Source organism: Colwellia demingiae, from assembly GCF_007954275.1.
GTDB lineage: Bacteria > Pseudomonadota > Gammaproteobacteria > Enterobacterales > Alteromonadaceae > Colwellia > Colwellia demingiae.
On sequence record NZ_VOLT01000002.1, the window covers coordinates 645,286 to 662,641 of the forward strand.

At 38.3% G+C, this 17,356-nt stretch carries 16 protein-coding genes and 1 rRNA gene; 9 read left to right on the top strand and 8 right to left on the bottom strand.

The genetic code is table 11. The annotated features are described in order from the left end of the window. Nucleotides 1-60: 60 nt before the first annotated feature. The 5 genes from ESZ36_RS05530 to def all read right to left on the bottom strand — a co-directional run bounded on the left by ESZ36_RS05530 (nt 61) and on the right by def (nt 7,695). Nucleotides 61-3,000 carry a TolB family protein gene (locus tag ESZ36_RS05530; protein ID WP_146784654.1) on the bottom strand — a complete coding sequence of 980 codons (2,940 nt, stop codon included), beginning with the start codon at nt 2,998-3,000 and terminating at the stop codon, nt 61-63. Between the two features lie 417 nt (nt 3,001-3,417). Continuing rightward, nucleotides 3,418-4,794: a Trk system potassium transporter TrkA gene (gene trkA / locus ESZ36_RS05535; protein ID WP_146784656.1), complete on the bottom strand. Its 1,377-nt coding sequence runs from the start codon at nt 4,792-4,794 to the stop codon at nt 3,418-3,420. 20 nt (nt 4,795-4,814) lie between these two features. Beyond that, the gene (gene rsmB / locus ESZ36_RS05540) at nt 4,815-6,137 is read right to left on the bottom strand and encodes a 16S rRNA (cytosine(967)-C(5))-methyltransferase RsmB (RefSeq protein WP_146784659.1); all 1,323 of its coding nucleotides are present in this window, start codon (nt 6,135-6,137) and stop codon (nt 4,815-4,817) included. A gap of 8 nt (nt 6,138-6,145) precedes the next feature. Further along, nucleotides 6,146-7,147: a methionyl-tRNA formyltransferase gene (gene fmt / locus ESZ36_RS05545; RefSeq protein ID WP_146784662.1), complete on the bottom strand. Its 1,002-nt coding sequence runs from the start codon at nt 7,145-7,147 to the stop codon at nt 6,146-6,148. A gap of 32 nt (nt 7,148-7,179) precedes the next feature. Further along, nucleotides 7,180-7,695 carry a peptide deformylase gene (gene def / locus ESZ36_RS05550; protein WP_146784665.1) on the bottom strand — a complete coding sequence of 172 codons (516 nt, stop codon included), beginning with the start codon at nt 7,693-7,695 and terminating at the stop codon, nt 7,180-7,182. A gap of 154 nt (nt 7,696-7,849) precedes the next feature. Between def and ESZ36_RS05555 the strand changes: the two genes are divergently transcribed. The 4 genes from ESZ36_RS05555 (at nt 7,850) to ESZ36_RS05570 (ending at nt 11,346) form a co-directional block, all read left to right on the top strand. Further along, complete coding sequence (locus tag ESZ36_RS05555; protein WP_146784668.1) at nt 7,850-8,938, top strand: LysM peptidoglycan-binding domain-containing protein; 1,089 nt, start codon at nt 7,850-7,852, stop codon at nt 8,936-8,938. Between the two features lie 80 nt (nt 8,939-9,018). Beyond that, a complete protein-coding gene (dprA, locus tag ESZ36_RS05560) occupies nt 9,019-10,170 on the top strand; it encodes a DNA-processing protein DprA (protein ID WP_146784671.1) in 1,152 nt (383 codons plus the stop codon). 19 nt (nt 10,171-10,189) lie between these two features. After that, entirely contained in the window at nt 10,190-10,663 is a 474-nt protein-coding gene (locus ESZ36_RS05565; RefSeq protein ID WP_146784675.1) for a DUF494 family protein, read from the top strand. A 119-nt stretch (nt 10,664-10,782) separates the two neighbouring features. Continuing rightward, the gene (locus tag ESZ36_RS05570) at nt 10,783-11,346 is read left to right on the top strand and encodes a DNA topoisomerase family protein (protein ID WP_146784677.1); all 564 of its coding nucleotides are present in this window, start codon (nt 10,783-10,785) and stop codon (nt 11,344-11,346) included. A 63-nt stretch (nt 11,347-11,409) separates the two neighbouring features. On the opposite strand, the gene ESZ36_RS05575 is transcribed toward ESZ36_RS05570, so the two are convergent. Beyond that, nucleotides 11,410-12,567, bottom strand: a complete 1,158-nt coding sequence (locus ESZ36_RS05575; RefSeq protein WP_146784680.1) for a 5-(carboxyamino)imidazole ribonucleotide synthase — start codon at nt 12,565-12,567, stop codon at nt 11,410-11,412. An 8-nt stretch (nt 12,568-12,575) separates the two neighbouring features. Beyond that, on the bottom strand, nt 12,576-13,058 hold the full coding sequence (purE, locus tag ESZ36_RS05580) for a 5-(carboxyamino)imidazole ribonucleotide mutase (RefSeq protein ID WP_146784683.1): 483 nt from the start codon (nt 13,056-13,058) through the stop codon (nt 12,576-12,578). Between the two features lie 192 nt (nt 13,059-13,250). Between purE and tsaC the strand changes: the two genes are divergently transcribed. The 4 genes from tsaC (at nt 13,251) to ESZ36_RS05600 (ending at nt 15,933) form a co-directional block, all read left to right on the top strand. After that, entirely contained in the window at nt 13,251-13,802 is a 552-nt protein-coding gene (gene tsaC / locus ESZ36_RS05585; RefSeq protein ID WP_146784686.1) for an L-threonylcarbamoyladenylate synthase type 1 TsaC, read from the top strand. 218 nt (nt 13,803-14,020) lie between these two features. Further along, entirely contained in the window at nt 14,021-14,734 is a 714-nt protein-coding gene (locus tag ESZ36_RS05590; RefSeq protein WP_146784689.1) for an OmpW/AlkL family protein, read from the top strand. Between the two features lie 123 nt (nt 14,735-14,857). Continuing rightward, nucleotides 14,858-15,685 (top strand): shikimate dehydrogenase, encoded by an 828-nt coding sequence (gene aroE, locus ESZ36_RS05595; protein ID WP_146784692.1) that lies wholly within the window; start codon nt 14,858-14,860, stop codon nt 15,683-15,685. A 14-nt stretch (nt 15,686-15,699) separates the two neighbouring features. Continuing rightward, nucleotides 15,700-15,933: a hypothetical protein gene (locus ESZ36_RS05600; protein WP_146784695.1), complete on the top strand. Its 234-nt coding sequence runs from the start codon at nt 15,700-15,702 to the stop codon at nt 15,931-15,933. A 9-nt stretch (nt 15,934-15,942) separates the two neighbouring features. On the opposite strand, the gene ESZ36_RS05605 is transcribed toward ESZ36_RS05600, so the two are convergent. Then, complete coding sequence (locus tag ESZ36_RS05605) at nt 15,943-16,482, bottom strand: gamma carbonic anhydrase family protein (protein WP_146784698.1); 540 nt, start codon at nt 16,480-16,482, stop codon at nt 15,943-15,945. Nucleotides 16,483-17,289: 807 nt separating this feature from the next. Between ESZ36_RS05605 and ESZ36_RS05610 the strand changes: the two genes are divergently transcribed. Next, a 16S ribosomal RNA gene (locus ESZ36_RS05610) occupies nt 17,290-17,356 on the top strand; the annotation flags it as partial.

Below are 17,356 nucleotides of genomic sequence, written 5' to 3' on the forward strand. Positions count from 1 at the left end.
TACATATGACTAATAATGTTTACACGATTTTATTTATTGATCATGATATTAAAGCGTTAATTACCATTTATAACTAAGTGCTACCCAGCCCTGTGTATCAGAACTCTCATTTTCTGGATTTACTTGTGCAATTCCATAATTAATCGCTACGTTAGTTATTCCAGTAAAACCAAAGTCATTGTTGAGTGACCCTTTAACACCGTAACTATCGATAATATCTCGCTCAGTCATTTCGTGGCGAGTATAAAATACTTCCACAAAGCCTAATGGCATATATGCTTGATAAGCTTGATAGTCATTACCCATTTGACGATAAAAGGCCAATTCAGGTGCTAACTGCTTATTGATATGCGCTTTTTCTTGGATTAGTGTTGAAGAGTAGCCACCTAAACTGAGGATATCGCCAGCATCATCTGAACGTTGTGCCCATAGGTAGTTAAACCCTAGGCCAAAGCCATATATATGAGCGTTTAAGTTAACTAGACCATTACTACCGGTATAACTACCATCATTGCTATTGATTTCTGCTTGGTCATCTTGAGCTGAAATTAATCGAGCATTTATTGCTTGTGAAATCCCCCAGCTTTGTTGGTCGTGTGACCAGTTTTGTTCAATACCGAGAGAAAAAGATAGACTAGAAAAGTCAACATGCTGGCTGTTCTCATATTGTGATGCTTGCACTTGTGCAAATACATCAATAGCGAGCGTTTCTATGCTGTAGGGATAGCGAGCTTCAAGTAACAGACCTTTTTCAGTTGTTTTACCTAGGTTTAACGCATCACTATCTTGTTGATCTGTTTTTAAATTGAATACATAACCGTGAGCAAGTAATTTTACTGGCCATCCTTGCCAGCGAACTACCCCCGAGGCACCGGAGATAATGTTGCTAAAAATATCTTGGCTAGCATTTACTTGCCAATCAAAACGAGAAAGTACATCACCTGACTTATAACCGACTTCAAGCATACTGCTACTGGCTGAATAAATACTTTCAGCGATCGTTATTGTTCCTTGTTGAGGACCAATGCCATAGTCTGATTGTTCGCCAATACTTTCATCAACAGCGATAGTCGCTTCAGAAAGCTTTAAACTGTCGGCTAAGTTAACCGTCATTGCCGAGGTTGTGGTGGTGTTTGTAATTCTTTGGTTATTGGCTTTACTCAAGTCAAGCTGATAAACATCAGGCCCTTGAGTGTTAATAGCCATATGGAGCAATTCATTATCTCCTTTAACCATAGGCCAAGTAATGACTTGTTCTCCTGAGGTCACTGCCGATAATACTTTATTTATAAAATCATACTTGTATAAGCGCGTTGCACTATCTAAACCGGCAACAAAATACAGTGATTGACCATCCTTAGACCATTCAGGGAAAGATAGAAATTGATAGTTTTCAGGCAAAGGTATTATTTGCTCTTGTTCACTATCAAGCTGGCGAACTTTTAATTGCCACTTATTATTTAAACTTGAATTTACATAAGCAAAGCTATCAGAGGGAGAGTCATTAAGTGTCGGGCGAAGTCGTGGGAAATCGTAAACTTGTTCAAGGCTTTGTGGTGTCAATTCAGCCGTTATTTCACCTAAAGATTCAGGAGCTAAACTTACTTTTACTAATTGTGAGTACCCAACACGGCTGCGTTCAGCAATAATATATTGGCCATCGTTACTAATATCAAAACGACGGAGGTTTGCACTGGTTGTTAGCTGTTTTATTGTATTTGTTGGTAAGTGCCAAGAAAAGAGATCTTGGTGGTAACTGTTTTTCTTCGCTAAGCTACTGGAACCGTAAATAAGGGTATCTTGATTAAGCCAGCGTGGGTTCTTTATACCGCGGTTATTTCTTTGATTTAAGGTATAAGCTACTTCACGTTTAAAAACACTAGGCGCTTTATCCGCAATATCTAGAGGATCATCTGCTAATAATTCTTTGGACTTTTTGGTAAATTCTTCAATGCTTTTTGTATTTTTACCCGTTTTATAGATATTTAACTCGGTTGTATTACCTTCCTCAGTTCTTTGAGTTTCGACAATAGCAAGGTAATCACCTCGCGGACTTAAACTCGGATCACTAGTATAGCCGGATAAATCTAACCATAATTTTGAACGATTATCCTCATTACTTTGCGCCGTTAACTGAGCTTCATGTTGCATTGCTTTATAAGTGTATTCAGCAACAAAACGTTGATAAAGGTTTTTCGCTGTATCGGGGAAAACACCTTTAAAAGCACTTTCAAAGTCACGCTGTTCAACTGCAGACCAACGAGTCCAAACCGCATCAAGAGTGTCTTGACCGTAGTTTTCTTCTAACCACTTTAAATAGCGTACACCAACGAGATAAGCCATTGAGCCAGACATGAAACTGTCATCGCCCGAATTTAGTTGTTTATAACTAGGCAAAGCTCCTTGTCGAGCAAATTGCTGGATGATTGCTTCTACCTGATTGTTAAATAATCGACCGCGACCGGTCAGCTTAGATTCTAACAAAGTGGCATAACCTTCACTTACCCAACGCTCACCATTAATTTGTGAAGCATCATAAAAATCATACCAATTGGCTAGGTTATTACGCCAATTACTCCGACTTTTCTGCCCTAAATGTACAAGATGGACATATTCATGCAGCACTAATAGTTGTTGCCAACCAGTAGAGTTAGCAATAATAGTGTCTGATTGTGGAGGCGTAGCAAAGAAAGCCATATAAGGTCGATGACTTAGAGGAAAGGCAAAACCATTGGCGGCATTGTATGGGTCGACAATATAAGCATCGACCTTTTCTGTGATAACACGACCTTGTTGTTCTTTAATGAGTTGGCGAACAACCTCCATTTCCCTTGCACTTGATAAAGCCCACTGACGGTATTCTGGGGTGAAATGGACACGAAAATTTTCAGTTTCAAAAGTTTGCCAATTTTTAGCATTATCAACAAGTTCTGCTTGGCTATTAAAAGCTATGCTACTTAGTGCTAGCGTGATGGCCGTGAGTACTTTAGATACTTTCATAAAAATCCTTGTAAATTGTGGGCTTAATCTAATACCAATTACACAAATTAATTGTCCATCTTCAAATGGTCTACATCTACACTTTCTGCGTTGCGCTCAATCCCAATAGCCAGCTATTGCTCAATCACGCGCCTTGAATTTGAAGATTTATCCTCATTGAATTTTGAGCTCTAAATTAATGTAAATGGTATAATATGTTTCAACGGGTGAAAATAATAATAAGTTTTATTATGTGAACAAGGGGATTATTACAGCTAATCACTTGTAGGATAAGTGATTAGCTGTAAATATTTATGTCAAAGGAGGGAGATAGTTATGCCAATCGTATTAAATTATTACTCACTGGTACGGGATAAAATACTCTGCGGCTGTATTTTCTCTATAGACAACAAAAGCACAAACTTAATGAAAGTAATATTAGAAGTAAATAGCACTCACTTGGAATAGTTTTTCGATATCACAGATGTAGCGTTTATTAACTAAAAATAAAATAACGTGGTCTTCTTCATGAATTAAGGTGTTTGAATGAGCAATCAATACTTCATTACCACGGACAATAGCACCAATAGTAGCACCAGGTGGTAATTTGATATTTTTGATTGCACGACCAACCACTTTAGATGACTTTTCATCACCTTTGGCAACAATTTCAATAGCCTCAGCCGCACCGCCGCGTAAGCTATAAACATTATCGATAGCGCCACGCCTAACATGCGTTAATAGGGCAGATATAGTGGCTTGCTGTGGTGATATAGCAATATCAATAGTACTGCCTTGTACTAAATCAATATAGGCATCTCGTTGGATAAGGACCATAGTTTTACGAACGCCAAGCTTTTTAGCGAGCAGTGAAGACATGATATTAGCTTCATCATCATTGGTAACCGCTATAAATATATCAAATTGATCAATATTTTCTTCAGTGAGTAATTCCTGATCGGAAGAGTCACCAGCAAAAACTAACGTATCATTGAGCTCAGACGTTAATTGCTCAGCACGTTTTGGAGAACGCTCAATGAGTTTTACTTGATGATTTTTTTCTAAAATCCGAGCTAAACCTGCGCCAATATTACCACCACCGGCAATCATTATACGTTTATAAGCTGATTCGAGTTTTTGTAACTCATTCATCACCGCGCGTATATGTATACTAGCAGCGATAAAAAATACTTCATCATCTGCTTCAATTACTGTGGTACCGAGAGGGCGTATTGGCTTACCGTTTCGGTATATGGCAGCTACACGCGTATCGACATTAGGAATATGATCTCTTAATGTTGAAAGTGCGTGGCCAACGAGTAAACCACCGTAATAAGCTTTTACTGCTACTAGGCTTACTTTCCCATTCGCAAACTCTAATACTTGCAGTGCGCCGGGGTAATCAATTAGGCGCGCAATATCTCGCGTTACTAATTCTTCGGGAGCGATAATATGATCAACAGGAATGTGCTTTTTATGAAAAAGTTGCTCAGAATACTTTAATATTTGATTCGAACGAATACGGGCAATCTTTTTTGGCGTATTAAACAACGAAGAACATATTTGGCATGTGATCATATTGGTGGCATCATCACTAGTAACGGCAATAACCATGTCAGCATCTTCAGCGCCAGCACTTTTCAAAACATCAGGATGACCCCCTTGACCAGTAACGACTTGTAAATCCATTTTATCTTGCAGTTCACGTAGCTTTTCACCATCTACGTCTACTACCGAAATGTCATTGTTTTCACCGACAAGATTTTCAGCTAACGTACCGCCGACTTGTCCTGCACCCACTATGATTATTTTCATGCGTCACTTTTCTGCTTGTGTTATTTGAGTTTTAACAATTTGGCGTAATAAAAGCCGTCCATGTTTTCAGCATCAGGTAATAATTGCCAACCGATTGCATTTTCATCAGTATCAGGGTTATTACAGTTAATGGCAATTAGTTGTACGTCTTGGTTTTGCTCAATAAAGCGAGATATTTGCTGACAGTTTTCTTCAGGCAAAACACTACACGTTGCGTAAAGTAAGGTACCGCCCGGTTTGAGCAACGACCAGATATTGTCAAGGATCTGCTGCTGCAAGACAACTAACTTATCAATATCATCAGCTTTACGTAACCACTTTATATCAGGGTGACGGCGAATTACGCCAGTTCCAGAGCAGGGCGCATCAAGTAATATGCGATCAAATTGTTCACCAGACCACCAATCTTTAGTCGCTGCATCTGCAGTAATTACGTTAGCCGTTAGGTTTAAGCGATCTAGATTCTCATGAACCCGAGTGAGGCGGCCTTCTTCAATATCAATTGCTGTCATTGAGGCAATGTCAGGGGTTTGCTCAATAATATGGCAGGTTTTACCACCAGGTGCTGCGCAGCAATCCAATACAACATCATTGGGTTGGCAATCTAACAAACGTGCTGCTTGCTGAGCCGCGCCATCTTGTACTGAAACCCAACCATCATCAAAGCCCGGTAATTTAGCGACATCGAGAGGTTTAGCAAGTGCAATTGCTTGGGAGTTTGGCTCAACGTGAGCAATTTCAATTTCCGCTTCTACGAGCAACGCTTGGTATTGTTCACTAGTGTGATGTTGTTGATTGACACGTAACCACATAGGAGGCTTTTGCTGATTTGCATCGAGTATCGCTTGCCACTGATCTGAGTAGGCTTGTTGTATTTTTTTAATAAACCAACCAGGGTGATTGTATTTTATTGGATCAGGTATCTTTTTATCTGTTTTGTTTTCTTGTTTACTTTCTGCTTCTAATGTACGTAAAAAGCCTCTAAGCACAGCATTAACCAATCCTTTCATATGGTCATTTTTTAACGTTTTTGTTGCTGCTACAGTTTCACTCACCGCGGCGTGGTCAGGTATACGCATATATCTTATTTGATAAACCCCAACTAAAAGTAAAAAATGAAAGACTCTCTGTTTGCCTTTTATTGGCTTTTGTACCAATTGACTCACATCATTTTCTAATTCTGGTAAGTACCGCAATACTCCGTAGCAAATTTCTTGCAGTAAACCTTTATCTTTACCTATCAACTTATCTTGTTGTTTTGGGAGTTCATCACTTAAGCTTCGCCCTTGATCTATAACGGCGTAACAACATTTTGCTGCAAGAGCTCTAATATTAATTGTCATTGTTTCTCTTAACCAAGCTTGTTTATAGGGCTGCCAACAACGAACCAATCGCTGCGACCATTTAGGATATCTTTCACAGCCAATGCTTTTTTCCCAGGAAGTTGAATAACTTCGAGTCGTAATGAGCCATTGGTTGTTGCTACTTCTATCCCATCTTTGTCTGCTTTTATTATCGTGCCTGGATCAGCATTGCCTTGATATCCTTGCACTGATGCTTGCCATATTCGTAATCTATGCTGTTTACCTTCAGATTCAGATTCAGTCTCTGATTCTGTGACGGTAAATTGAGCTACTGGCCAAGGGATATAAGCACGAATTTTTCGATGAAGTTCGTTGGCACTTAATTGCCAATTAAGCTCAGCTTCAGCTTTATCAAGTTTTTTAGCGTAAGTGGCTAACTCATTATCTTGAGCGACATTATGATTACTGGCTTGGTAATCAGGTTCAGCCATAATAGTTAATGTATTAACTAATGCGGTTGGCCCTAAGTTGGCAAGTTTTTCATAAAGACTTGCACTCGTATCTATGTTTTCTATTTCGCACTCAGCGGTTAAAATCATGTCTCCAGTATCTAAACCTTTGTCCATTTGCATAATGGTGACACCGGTTTTCTCATCTCCTGCTTCAAGTGAGCGTTGAATAGGTGCTGCACCACGCCACTTAGGCAAAATTGAGCCATGCACATTAATACAGCCTAAGCGCGGTGAATTTAATATGACTTCAGGTAATAACAGGCCATAAGCAACAACAACCATAATGTCAGCATTATATTGAGCTAATTGTTGTTGGTCTTCTTCATTTTTAAAATTAATAGGTTGTTCAACAATAATGTTGTGCTCTAGTGCGAGTAATTTTGTTGCGCAAGCGGTCAGCCTTTTACCGCGGCCAGCAGGTTTATCAGGCGGACAATAAACGGCGACAACATTATGGTCAGAATTAATCAACGCTGCCAAATGCTGGGCAGCAAATTCAGGAGTACCTGCAAAAATGATATTTAGTGGAGTAACCAAAGGAATTCCTATTATTGTAAGTGAGTAAGTACTTACTTGTTGTTTTTGTCAATCTTTGCTTCTTTTTCAAGCTTTTTTTGAATGCGTTGACGCTTTAGAGGAGATAGGTAATCAACAAATAAAACACCTTTTAAGTGGTCAAGTTCATGTTGTATACAAATACTTTGTAATTCAGTGGCGTTCAAAGTAAATTCGTTACCATGACGATCGAGTGCTTTTACGGTACACGCATCATGCCGGTCTACTTTGGCATAAGTACCCGGTACGGATAAACAACCTTCTTCATTGATCGATGTTTCGTTACTGGTAGCAATAATTTCGGGATTGATAAAGATGATGGGTTGGTCACTATCTTCAGAAGTATCCATAACAACAATACGTTGATGAATATCTACTTGGGTAGCAGCAAGACCTACGCCTTTTTCTGCGTACATAGTTGCCAGCATATCGTCTATAATTGTAGCCGTAGCATCAGTAATATCAGTAACGGGCTGCGCTTTTGTTCTCAAACGCGGATCAGGAAAACGTAAAACAGTTAAAATAGTCATATTTTATTAAAAGAATTAGCGATAATTAATCTAGAATGTTATGTTTTAATTATATACTCAAGTAACTGTAACTGAAACCTGCATTTTTAAGTCACTCGATATAACTAATAATTATAGTGCGTTACAGTAGTATGCACGAAAAGGAATGAGCTCCATGCTTAAAAAAATAATACTCTCACTATCTTTAATATCTTGTTCATTGGTAGCCCTTGCTGATCAGATAACACTTAATGAGGACGCGCCTAAGACACATGTAGTAGTAAAAGGTGATACCTTATGGGATATTTCAGCCCTGTTTCTCGAGCAACCTTGGTTATGGCCGAAGCTCTGGCGTTTAAATCCAGAAATCAATAATCCACATTTAATTTATCCCGGTGATGTTTTAAAACTTGTTTTTGATGAAAATGGTGAGCCGATGCTAGTGGTCGAGCCGGTAAAACCAAGCTACAAATGGTCGCCAAAAATTCGTCAAGAGAAGAAAAAAGACTCTGCTATTACTTTGTTACCGCTAGAAGTTATTGCTCCTTTTGTTAGATATGACCATTTATTTACCGAAGATGAGCTAGGAGCACTACCCCACATTATAGGTAGTGATGAAGGCTATAGAATGACAACGAAAGACTTTAAAGTCTACGTAAACAGAGACCTCGAGGTCGCACAAAGTTATGCGATTTATGATAAAGGTGAAGAAATCTTTGATCCTGAAACTGAGGATTCGTTAGGTTTTTATGTCAATTTGGTGGGAACGGGGCAAGTAATAAAACGTGGCGATATGGAAAATGATGTGCCTTCTACTATGAATGTTGGCTCTGTAAAAAGAGAAATCCATGCCGGGGATTATGTAGTACCTGTTAATGAAGGACAATTGTTACCAGCTATTTTTTCTATGAAAGCAGCTAATAAATCACTTCGTGGTTCTATTGTTAAAGCCACGAGCAATGGCCGTGAATTTGCTAAGCTTGAAGTTGTTATGATTAATCGTGGCATAGAGCATGACGTGACCGTTGGTGATGTTATGGCGATAAAACGGACAAGTCCTGCCGTGGTAGATACTGGCAGTGGTCCTGCTTATAGTGTGGAGTCTTCACGTTGGAATAAAATTACGGGTAGTGATTATAAAATGCCAGAAGAGCCGTTAGGTGAGTTAATGGTTTTTAAAGTTTACCAAAAAGCGAGTATGGCACTTATTCTACATACCGATAAGCCGGCAAGAATAAATGATTTGATTACTACACCAGAATAACCAACTGTTAAATATTTTATTTTCCCTCCTTATTAGAGGGAAAATAAAGGTATGACTTGTTCTTAAGGAGAAGACAAGTAATGATTAATAACAGTAAAAGTAATATTGAATACTGGTTAGCTTTAAAATTTGTTCCTCGGTTAGCCATTCACAAAAAAATAGCACTTGTTGAGACCTTTGGTTTGACAGCATTATTTTCGTTAGACAATAAATCCTCAGTACTTAGCTCAGCTAATAACTTAAGTGTGAAACAACTTCACGCTTTTCATCAGCCTGACTGGCAAAAAATAACTCATATTATCCATGCAAGTGCTGCATGTAATAGCGCCATCATTTGCTATGACGATACTTACTACCCTCAATTACTCAAACAAATCTATGATCCACCCTTAGTGATATTTATGCAGGGGAATCCATTGTTACTTAATGCGCCGCAGGTAGCCGTAGTAGGAAGTCGATCTGCTAGCGTAGGAGGCAGAGATACCGCTTTCAAAATATGCCAACAACTAGCGCAGCATAATTTTATTATTACAAGCGGATTAGCCCTTGGTATTGATGCTGCAGCACATCGAGGAGCCCTTTGTGAGCCTGCAAGCACAATCGCAGTAGTTGCTACAGGGTTAGATCAGGTATACCCAGCCAGACATCACTCTTTGGCACAGGACATTATAGTGTCTAGCGGAGCCATCATTAGTGAGTTTGTACCTGGTACGCAAGCTAGGGCAGGGCATTTTCCAAAAAGAAACCGCCTTATTAGTGGTTTAAGCTTAGGTGTTTTAGTCGTCGAAGCTGAATTAAAAAGTGGCTCTTTGATTACGGCGCGTTGTGCACTAGAGCAAAACAGAGATGTTTTTGCGATTCCTAGCTCTATTGAAAATAAACAAGCAAAAGGCTGTCACTGGTTAATTAAACAAGGCGCTAAACTTGTTGAGCAATGTGCCGATATAATAGATGAGTTCGCTTTTGCAGATAAACCTAGTCTACACTTAAAGAGTGAGTTAAAGCCTTTAAAGTCAGCTACACACGCTACTCACAAAGGAGGCGATGAAATAAATCAAAAAGTCTTGTGTAACGATGCGTTGTTGGATAGTGTGGGATTTGAAATTACTCCCGTAGATAAAGTAGTTTTACGAAGCGAACTTCCCGTAGAGGAAGTGTTAACTAGATTAACAATGCTGGAGCTAAATGGTCTGGTATCTGCGGTACCTGGTGGCTATATTAGAACGCAATAAAGTATATAAGGGGCTAATTATGTTTGATATCTTAATGTATCTTTTTGAAACGTATATCCAAAATGAATCAGAAGCCATGGTGGATAATGAGCTGTTAACCGATGAGTTAACAAGAGCGGGCTTTCATCAGGATGAAATATACAAGGCATTAAATTGGCTAGAAAAACTTACCGCATTACAAGACACTGATGCTTATCCATATCTTACGCGCGTAGGCAGTAAGTCTGTACGGATTTATACTAGCGAAGAAATGCAGTTACTTGATACTCCAAGCCGTGGTTTTATCTTGTTTCTGGAGCAAGTAAATGTACTTGATTTTACTACTCGCGAAATGGTTATTGACCGAGTAATGGAACTTGATACTAAGTACTTCTCTATGGATGATTTAAAGTGGGTAATCCTGATGGTGCTATTTAATGTACCAGGTAAAGAGTCGGCTTATTCACAATTAGAAGACTTAATTTTCGAAGAACAAGAAGGGCCTCTTCACTAACAACGTCAATAAAGCTGGCTAACTATCTGCTATATTTAGCCAGCAATCACCGATCGTATTGTTCAGAATTTTTTTGTGGCATAATAGCGCTACACTTGTTTTGAACGCAATTTTCAATAATGTCTGAATCTGATAAACCACTCTTTACTCAACACGAACATGCTTTAGAGAAAGAGTATCAAGTGTGTCCTGATTGTGGATCAGAGTTGACCATTAAACATGGTAAGTCTGGGACCTTTTTAGGTTGTGTTAATTACCCTAATTGTCAATATACTCGGGCAGTAGTAGAGCATGAACGTGTTGAAGATAAACCACTACCGGGTAGTGAGTGTCCATTATGCTCCCATGTGTTAGCAGTTAAGCAAGGTCGTTATGGTATGTTTATTGGCTGTAGTAACTTTCCACAATGCCACCATATTGAACATGAGGCACAAGAGCTCATACAGAACGTGGTATGCCCAAGCTGTAAACATGGCTCCTTGCAAGAAAAAACCAGTCGTTTTGGCAAGAAATTTTACTCTTGTGATGCTTATCCAAAGTGTAAATTCGTCGTTAATCATGAGCCGGTAGAAGGGCAATGTGAAAAGTGTCAATTTCCTCTGTTGTTAAAAAGAAATATGGCTGCTGGAATTAAATACCAGTGTGCAGATAAAAAATGTTCTCACATGCAAAAATTATTATAAATATCTATAATGCTACTCATAAAAAAAGACGCTAAATAGCGTCTTTTTTTTTACTAAAACTTATTAGCTATGTTTTTCTAAATAGTTTTTTGCGAATTCACTAAGATCAGGAAACGCTTCTTTGCAAAGGATATCAGCTAAGTGTTGTAAACGTTGAGCAAGTTGTAATTCATTCTCACCACTAACATTTATATGGCCCATTTTCCGACCCACACGTTTACCTTTGTTATACCAATGAATAGTTGCGCTTGATATCGCAAGCACCTCATTAGGAACAGTATCTTCACCAATAATATTAACCATTGCTGTTGGGCGAACAAGTGATGTACTACCCAAAGGTAAATCACAGATGGCTCTTAAGTGGTTTTCAAACTGACAAGTGTCAGCACCTTGTTGGGTCCAATGTCCAGAATTATGAACCCTTGGTGCAATTTCATTAACTAATAGTTGATCGCCAACTTGGAAAAACTCAATAGCCATAACACCAACATAGTCGAGCTTATCTGATAAGGCCTTAAATACTGTACCGGCTTGTTGCTGTAATTGTTCATTAACAGGCGCAGCCACTGATACACTTAAAATGCCATTAGTATGATGATTTTCTGTTAAAGGATATACGGCAACGTCACCATTAACTCGACGAACACCAACAAGGGACACTTCGCGATCAAAAGGCACCATTTGCTCAGCAACAATACCTTGCTTAACAGTGGTTTTTGAAGCCGCAAGAAAGTCTGCCATATCTTGCCAGATTACATCGGCATCAGCAGCTGACTTTAATCGCCATTGCCCTTTTCCATCATACCCTTCAAGTGCAGTCTTAAAGATAATAGGTAAAGATAAGTGCTCAATTGCTTTATCAAAATCTATTTTAGAGTTAACAAAGTAATGTTTGGCATTAGCGGCATTACAAGATTCAAGCAATGCTTTTTCTAACCGTCTATCGCCACCAATTTTAATAGCGTTACTTGTCGGGTATAACTTCCCAGATTGCTCACACTCAGCAAGTATGTCATGGGCAACATGCTCAAATTCTGCGGTAATTACATCAGCATTTTTAATGCCTGCTTCTAAATCGCCACAAATGTTTTCAGGTGAAAGTGGTTGTACAACCTTATTACTTGATACATCTAGTGCTTTAATATCTAAGTTTAAAGGTGTGCCCGCTAATTCCATCATTCGAGCTAATTGACCTGCGCCAAGTATGAGAATTTTATTCATGAGGGTTTTTATTCTGCCGGGTTTGGGTTAGCAAGTATGGTTTCTGTCTGCTTTCGACGAAACTCTTCGATATTTTGTTGGATCTCAGTGTTATGAGTGCCAATAATTTGTGCTGCAAGTAAACCTGCGTTGGCAGCACCGGCATTGCCAATGGCCAATGTACCTACTGCGATACCTTTTGGCATTTGCACAATAGATAATAAAGAATCTTGTCCATTAAGCGCTTTAGATTGCACTGGAACACCTAAAACAGGCAATGAAGTATAAGCTGCTGCCATACCTGGTAAATGAGCTGCACCACCAGCGCCTGCAATGATTACCTTAATACCTCTATCTTTTGCACTTTCAGCATACTCAGCAAGTAAGTGAGGAGTACGGTGTGCAGAAACTACTTTAGTTTCGTACTGTACACCTAAAGAATCAAGCATGTCTGCTGTATGTTGCATTGTTGGCCAATCTGATTTTGATCCCATGATGATACCGACTGTCATGAATTTATGCCCTTTAAAAATAGAATGTTCTTCATAGATGAAGAAAGTAAAAATAGAGCTGCAATTATAACCTTGTTTAACGAAATACGGAATATAGAACTTTTCTATTGATAAATTAATCCATCATTAGGCGTTTATGAGTAGTGTTTGGTAATATTGTGATGGATATGATTATTAATAGAAGGGTTATCTGTGAGCGAAAAAAATGTTGTTGATGCTTTTAAAGAAGGTGGCATTATTGCTTATCCAACAGAAGCCGTATTCGGTCTTGGCTGTGATCCTGATAATGAAGAAGCACTCCAGCGATTATTAAAGTTAAAGCAAAGATCTCCTGAAAAGGGACTAATTTTACTTGCAGGTAGCTATTCTCAATTACTTCCTTATATAGATGACAGTAAAATTCCACTAGATAAGCGTTTTACCTTGTTAGCAAGGTGGCCTGATAGCATCACTCAACTGGTGCCAAAAAATAATAATATCTCATCGCTTTTATCTGGAAGCTTTGACACCATTGCGGTGAGAATCACCACTCAGCCAGATGTAGTTGCCTTATGTAAACAAACAAATAAACCAATAGTATCGACAAGTGCTAACTTATCTGGACAAGAACCGGCTAAAAAATGGCAAACATTAGACCCTGCATTATCTAAGCAAGTGGATTTTATTATTGAGGGAGTGACTTTAGGTCATACCTCACCGTCAAAAATTATTGATGCGTTAACAGGTAAAGTCATCAGAAATTAAATGAATTTTTAGACAGGGTAATGTTGAGGGAATATCGCGGCTAGTCTATTCATAAATAAAGCTATTTAATACAATTTTCTTTTTGATTTTCAAAAGAGTTTGATCGAGATCAAAGTATCGATTAGCTCCATCTCTAGCGGTCAAAACCTTGCGCTAAATCAAGTTTTATTAAAGCAACATGATTATTATACCCTTAATTATTTTAAGGATAAAAAATCATGAAAAAAACTTTATTAACCATAGCTTTACTATCAAGTCTTTCAACTGCAGCTTTTGCAAACCAAGCTGGCGACATCCTCATTCGTGGTGGTGCTACTATGGTATCACCAAGTAGTAATGAAGCAACGGTACTCTTAGATGGATCTGCAACACCGTTATCTATATCGGTAGACGACAATACCCAATTTGGTTTAAACCTAGTGTACTTTTTTGATAGTAATTGGGCGATTGAATTATTAGCGGCGACTCCTTTTACTCATGATGTGATATTACATGACCCACAAGGTGTTACGAATAGTATTTATGGCATCGATTTAAATGCTGCTACGTTAGCAGAAGTAAGCCATTTACCGCCAACACTAAGTGCGCTCTATTATTTTGATACGGGCACTGCATTTAAACCATATGTTGGTGTTGGTGTGAACTATACGATATTTTTCGATGAAGATTTCACTTCAACGCCTCAAGCCGCAGGCTTCAGTAATCTAGAACTTGATGGTTCATGGGGTTATTCAGTTCAGCTTGGTCTTGATTATGAGCTAGATAAAAATTGGTCTGTTAATGTTTCAGCTCGTTACATTGATATTAACACCAAAGCTACGTTTGATATTGATAATGCTTTAAATGTACCAGGAGGATTAGTTGGCAAAGGTAGCGCAAGTGTTGATGTTGATCCTATGGTTTATTCAGTTATGCTTGGCTACACATTCTAAATTAAGCTAATTATTAACCAGAATTAAAAGCAGTAACTTATTCGAAAGGGTTACTGCTTTTTTGTTTTCATTAACTAATGATTAAGATAGGCTGTAATCATTAGTTAATTTATTGCAATAACCATGACACAACATAGCCCAGATCAATACCGCGTTTTTGGAAATCCCATTGAACATTCCCGCTCTCCAGATATTCATCATATATTTGCGAATAAGAGTCAACAAAGTATCAATTATCAAAAGCAGTTAGTTGAAATTGATGGTTTTTCCAATGCCATTGCAAAATTTATCCATCAAGGTGGAAAAGGCGCAAATATAACGGTACCTTTTAAAGAACAAGCATTAACGTTAGCAGATGAGCTCACTGAACGTGCGACACTAGCTGGCGCAGTTAATACACTGACCTTTAAAAATGGCAAGATATTCGGTGATAACACCGATGGTGAAGGCTTAGTTCAAGATCTAATTACTAACCAAGTCATTTTAAATGAAAGTAGAGTATTACTATTGGGTGCTGGTGGAGCTGCAAGAGGAGTTTTACTACCTTTACTTGCACAAAACCCTCGATCCATTGTTATTGCCAATAGAACAGTAAGTAAAGCTGATAAGATTTGCCAGCACTTTGCAGATAATCGAATTAGTGCTTCTAGTTATATTGATTTAGCAAAGCAAGACTTCGATCTTATTATCAACGCGACATCTGCCAGTTTATCTGGCGATTTACCACCGATCCCAACATCAATTATAAGTCAGAATGTAGTTTGTTATGACATGGTATATGGAAAGGATGAAACACCGTTTCTTAAATGGGCAAAAGAACATGGGGCAATGAAAGTGGTTGATGGCTTAGGTATGTTAGTAGGGCAAGCAGCCGTTAGCTTTGAAGTTTGGCGAGGAGTTACTCCCGAAGTTCAACCAGTAATTGATAAATTAAGAGCTTCTTTAAAATAAAAAGAGAAATTTGTATGAATCAAGCCATTCTGTTTAATGATGATTTAGCCTTTGATGAAGAGCAAGACGCTTGGTGTTTTACTGTATTGTTATCAGCTCAAGTTATTAGCATTTACTTTCACTCAATGCAGCTAAGGAAATTGGAAGAAATAGACAGCTGTACTAAATTTGATTTAGAAGAAATAGTTGAACTCTGGCTCGAAAAAAATGAGCCAGAGGGAAATACTATTCACATACAAATGCGCTAATTATTATAATTACTCCTTTAAATACTCATTTTTTAACTCTACATAATTTATGGCTGACTGCTTGAGAAAGGCTGATTCACTTTCTTTTAGAAGTCTAGCTTGCTTTACCGGATTTCCGACATACAAATAACCGCTAACCAGTGTTTTATTGGGAGGCACTAAACTACCAGCACCAATAAAGACATCATCCTCGATAACAGCACCGTCCATAATTATCGCTCCCATACCAACGAGTATTCGATCGCCAAGCTGACAACCGTGAAGCATACACTTATGTCCAACGGTCACATCACTGCCAATAATTAATGGGTTACCTTGCGGGTTTTCAGGACTTTTTCGCGTTACATGCAAAACAGTACCGTCTTGTATATTTGTTCGAGAACCAATAGTAATAGTGTTTACATCACCACGTGCGGCAACAAGCGGCCAAATACTGATATCATCAGATAAAGTAATATCTCCAACGAGAATAGCTGATTCATCAATGTAATTATCTGACCCTATAGAAGGAAGAATACCTTTATAAGGACGTATGTTAGTTGTACTCATTTAGCACCTATTGCAATACTGCAATTTAATTGAATGGCAAGTAGTAATAAAAATAACATAGCTAGCTAATAAAACCAGTATTTGAAGGGCTTAGTAACTAAAAAAATTATAAAGAGTAAACTAAGTAATTGAAATGAGATCATTTAATATGAGCAAGTATTGAACGTATCGAGGTAAACACACACAAGGGCTGTATGAAAGTTAAGCAAACTAATTTTTATTGGGATTATCCGTAAAAAAGGGTTGACCTAATAATAAAAATCTCTACAATGCGCTCCAGTTCCAAGGGGTTCACGCAAAATGAATCATCAACGAACTGTTTTGATACGTTATCTAAGTGCTTTGGCAGTAAATAACGTAAGTTAACATCAAGTTTTAAATCTTTTTTAAAATATTTAAAATAAACGTTGACATCAAAACTCGGAAGCGTATTATACGCATCCTGCTTCGGGGCAACAGCAACGAGCAACGCAAATTAAGTTCAACTTAGTTTGTCTCAGGTGAAGAGCGAATGCGACTCTCATCTACTTCTACTTAAGCCAAGTGCTTAGTTAAGAAGTTCTTCTTTAACAATTAGTTATCATGCAATTTGTGTGAGCACTCACATTAATGTTGTTTTACATAGTTTTCCTTTCGGGGAGAACAAAAAAACGCTTAATGAATGATGTTCATGCAAATAAATATAGTTACGTATCTTTAGTTAGATGTGTAGCGACTATGTAATGCGATATCAACTTCGGTTGGTATCACGACAGAATTCATTGAGCAGTAACACATCGCTTGCGATGAGGTTACACAAACGATTTTTAATTGAAGAGTTTGATCATGGCTCAGATTGAACGCTGGCGGCAGGCTTAACACATGCAAGTCGAGC

Coding starts and splice junctions, on each gene's coding strand:
- ESZ36_RS05530 (WP_146784654.1), bottom strand. CDS start 3,000: ATGAAAGTATCTAAAGTACTCACGGCCATCACGCTAGCACTAAGTAGC.
- trkA (WP_146784656.1), bottom strand. CDS start 4,794: ATGAAAATAATCATAGTGGGTGCAGGACAAGTCGGCGGTACGTTAGCT.
- rsmB (WP_146784659.1), bottom strand. CDS start 6,137: ATGACAATTAATATTAGAGCTCTTGCAGCAAAATGTTGTTACGCCGTT.
- def (WP_146784665.1), bottom strand. CDS start 7,695: ATGACTATTTTAACTGTTTTACGTTTTCCTGATCCGCGTTTGAGAACA.
- ESZ36_RS05555 (WP_146784668.1), top strand. CDS start 7,850: ATGCTTAAAAAAATAATACTCTCACTATCTTTAATATCTTGTTCATTG.
- dprA (WP_146784671.1), top strand. CDS start 9,019: ATGATTAATAACAGTAAAAGTAATATTGAATACTGGTTAGCTTTAAAA.
- ESZ36_RS05565 (WP_146784675.1), top strand. CDS start 10,190: ATGTTTGATATCTTAATGTATCTTTTTGAAACGTATATCCAAAATGAA.
- ESZ36_RS05570 (WP_146784677.1), top strand. CDS start 10,783: ATGTCTGAATCTGATAAACCACTCTTTACTCAACACGAACATGCTTTA.
- ESZ36_RS05575 (WP_146784680.1), bottom strand. CDS start 12,567: ATGAATAAAATTCTCATACTTGGCGCAGGTCAATTAGCTCGAATGATG.
- purE (WP_146784683.1), bottom strand. CDS start 13,058: ATGACAGTCGGTATCATCATGGGATCAAAATCAGATTGGCCAACAATG.
- ESZ36_RS05590 (WP_146784689.1), top strand. CDS start 14,021: ATGAAAAAAACTTTATTAACCATAGCTTTACTATCAAGTCTTTCAACT.
- aroE (WP_146784692.1), top strand. CDS start 14,858: ATGACACAACATAGCCCAGATCAATACCGCGTTTTTGGAAATCCCATT.
- ESZ36_RS05600 (WP_146784695.1), top strand. CDS start 15,700: ATGAATCAAGCCATTCTGTTTAATGATGATTTAGCCTTTGATGAAGAG.
- ESZ36_RS05605 (WP_146784698.1), bottom strand. CDS start 16,482: ATGAGTACAACTAACATACGTCCTTATAAAGGTATTCTTCCTTCTATA.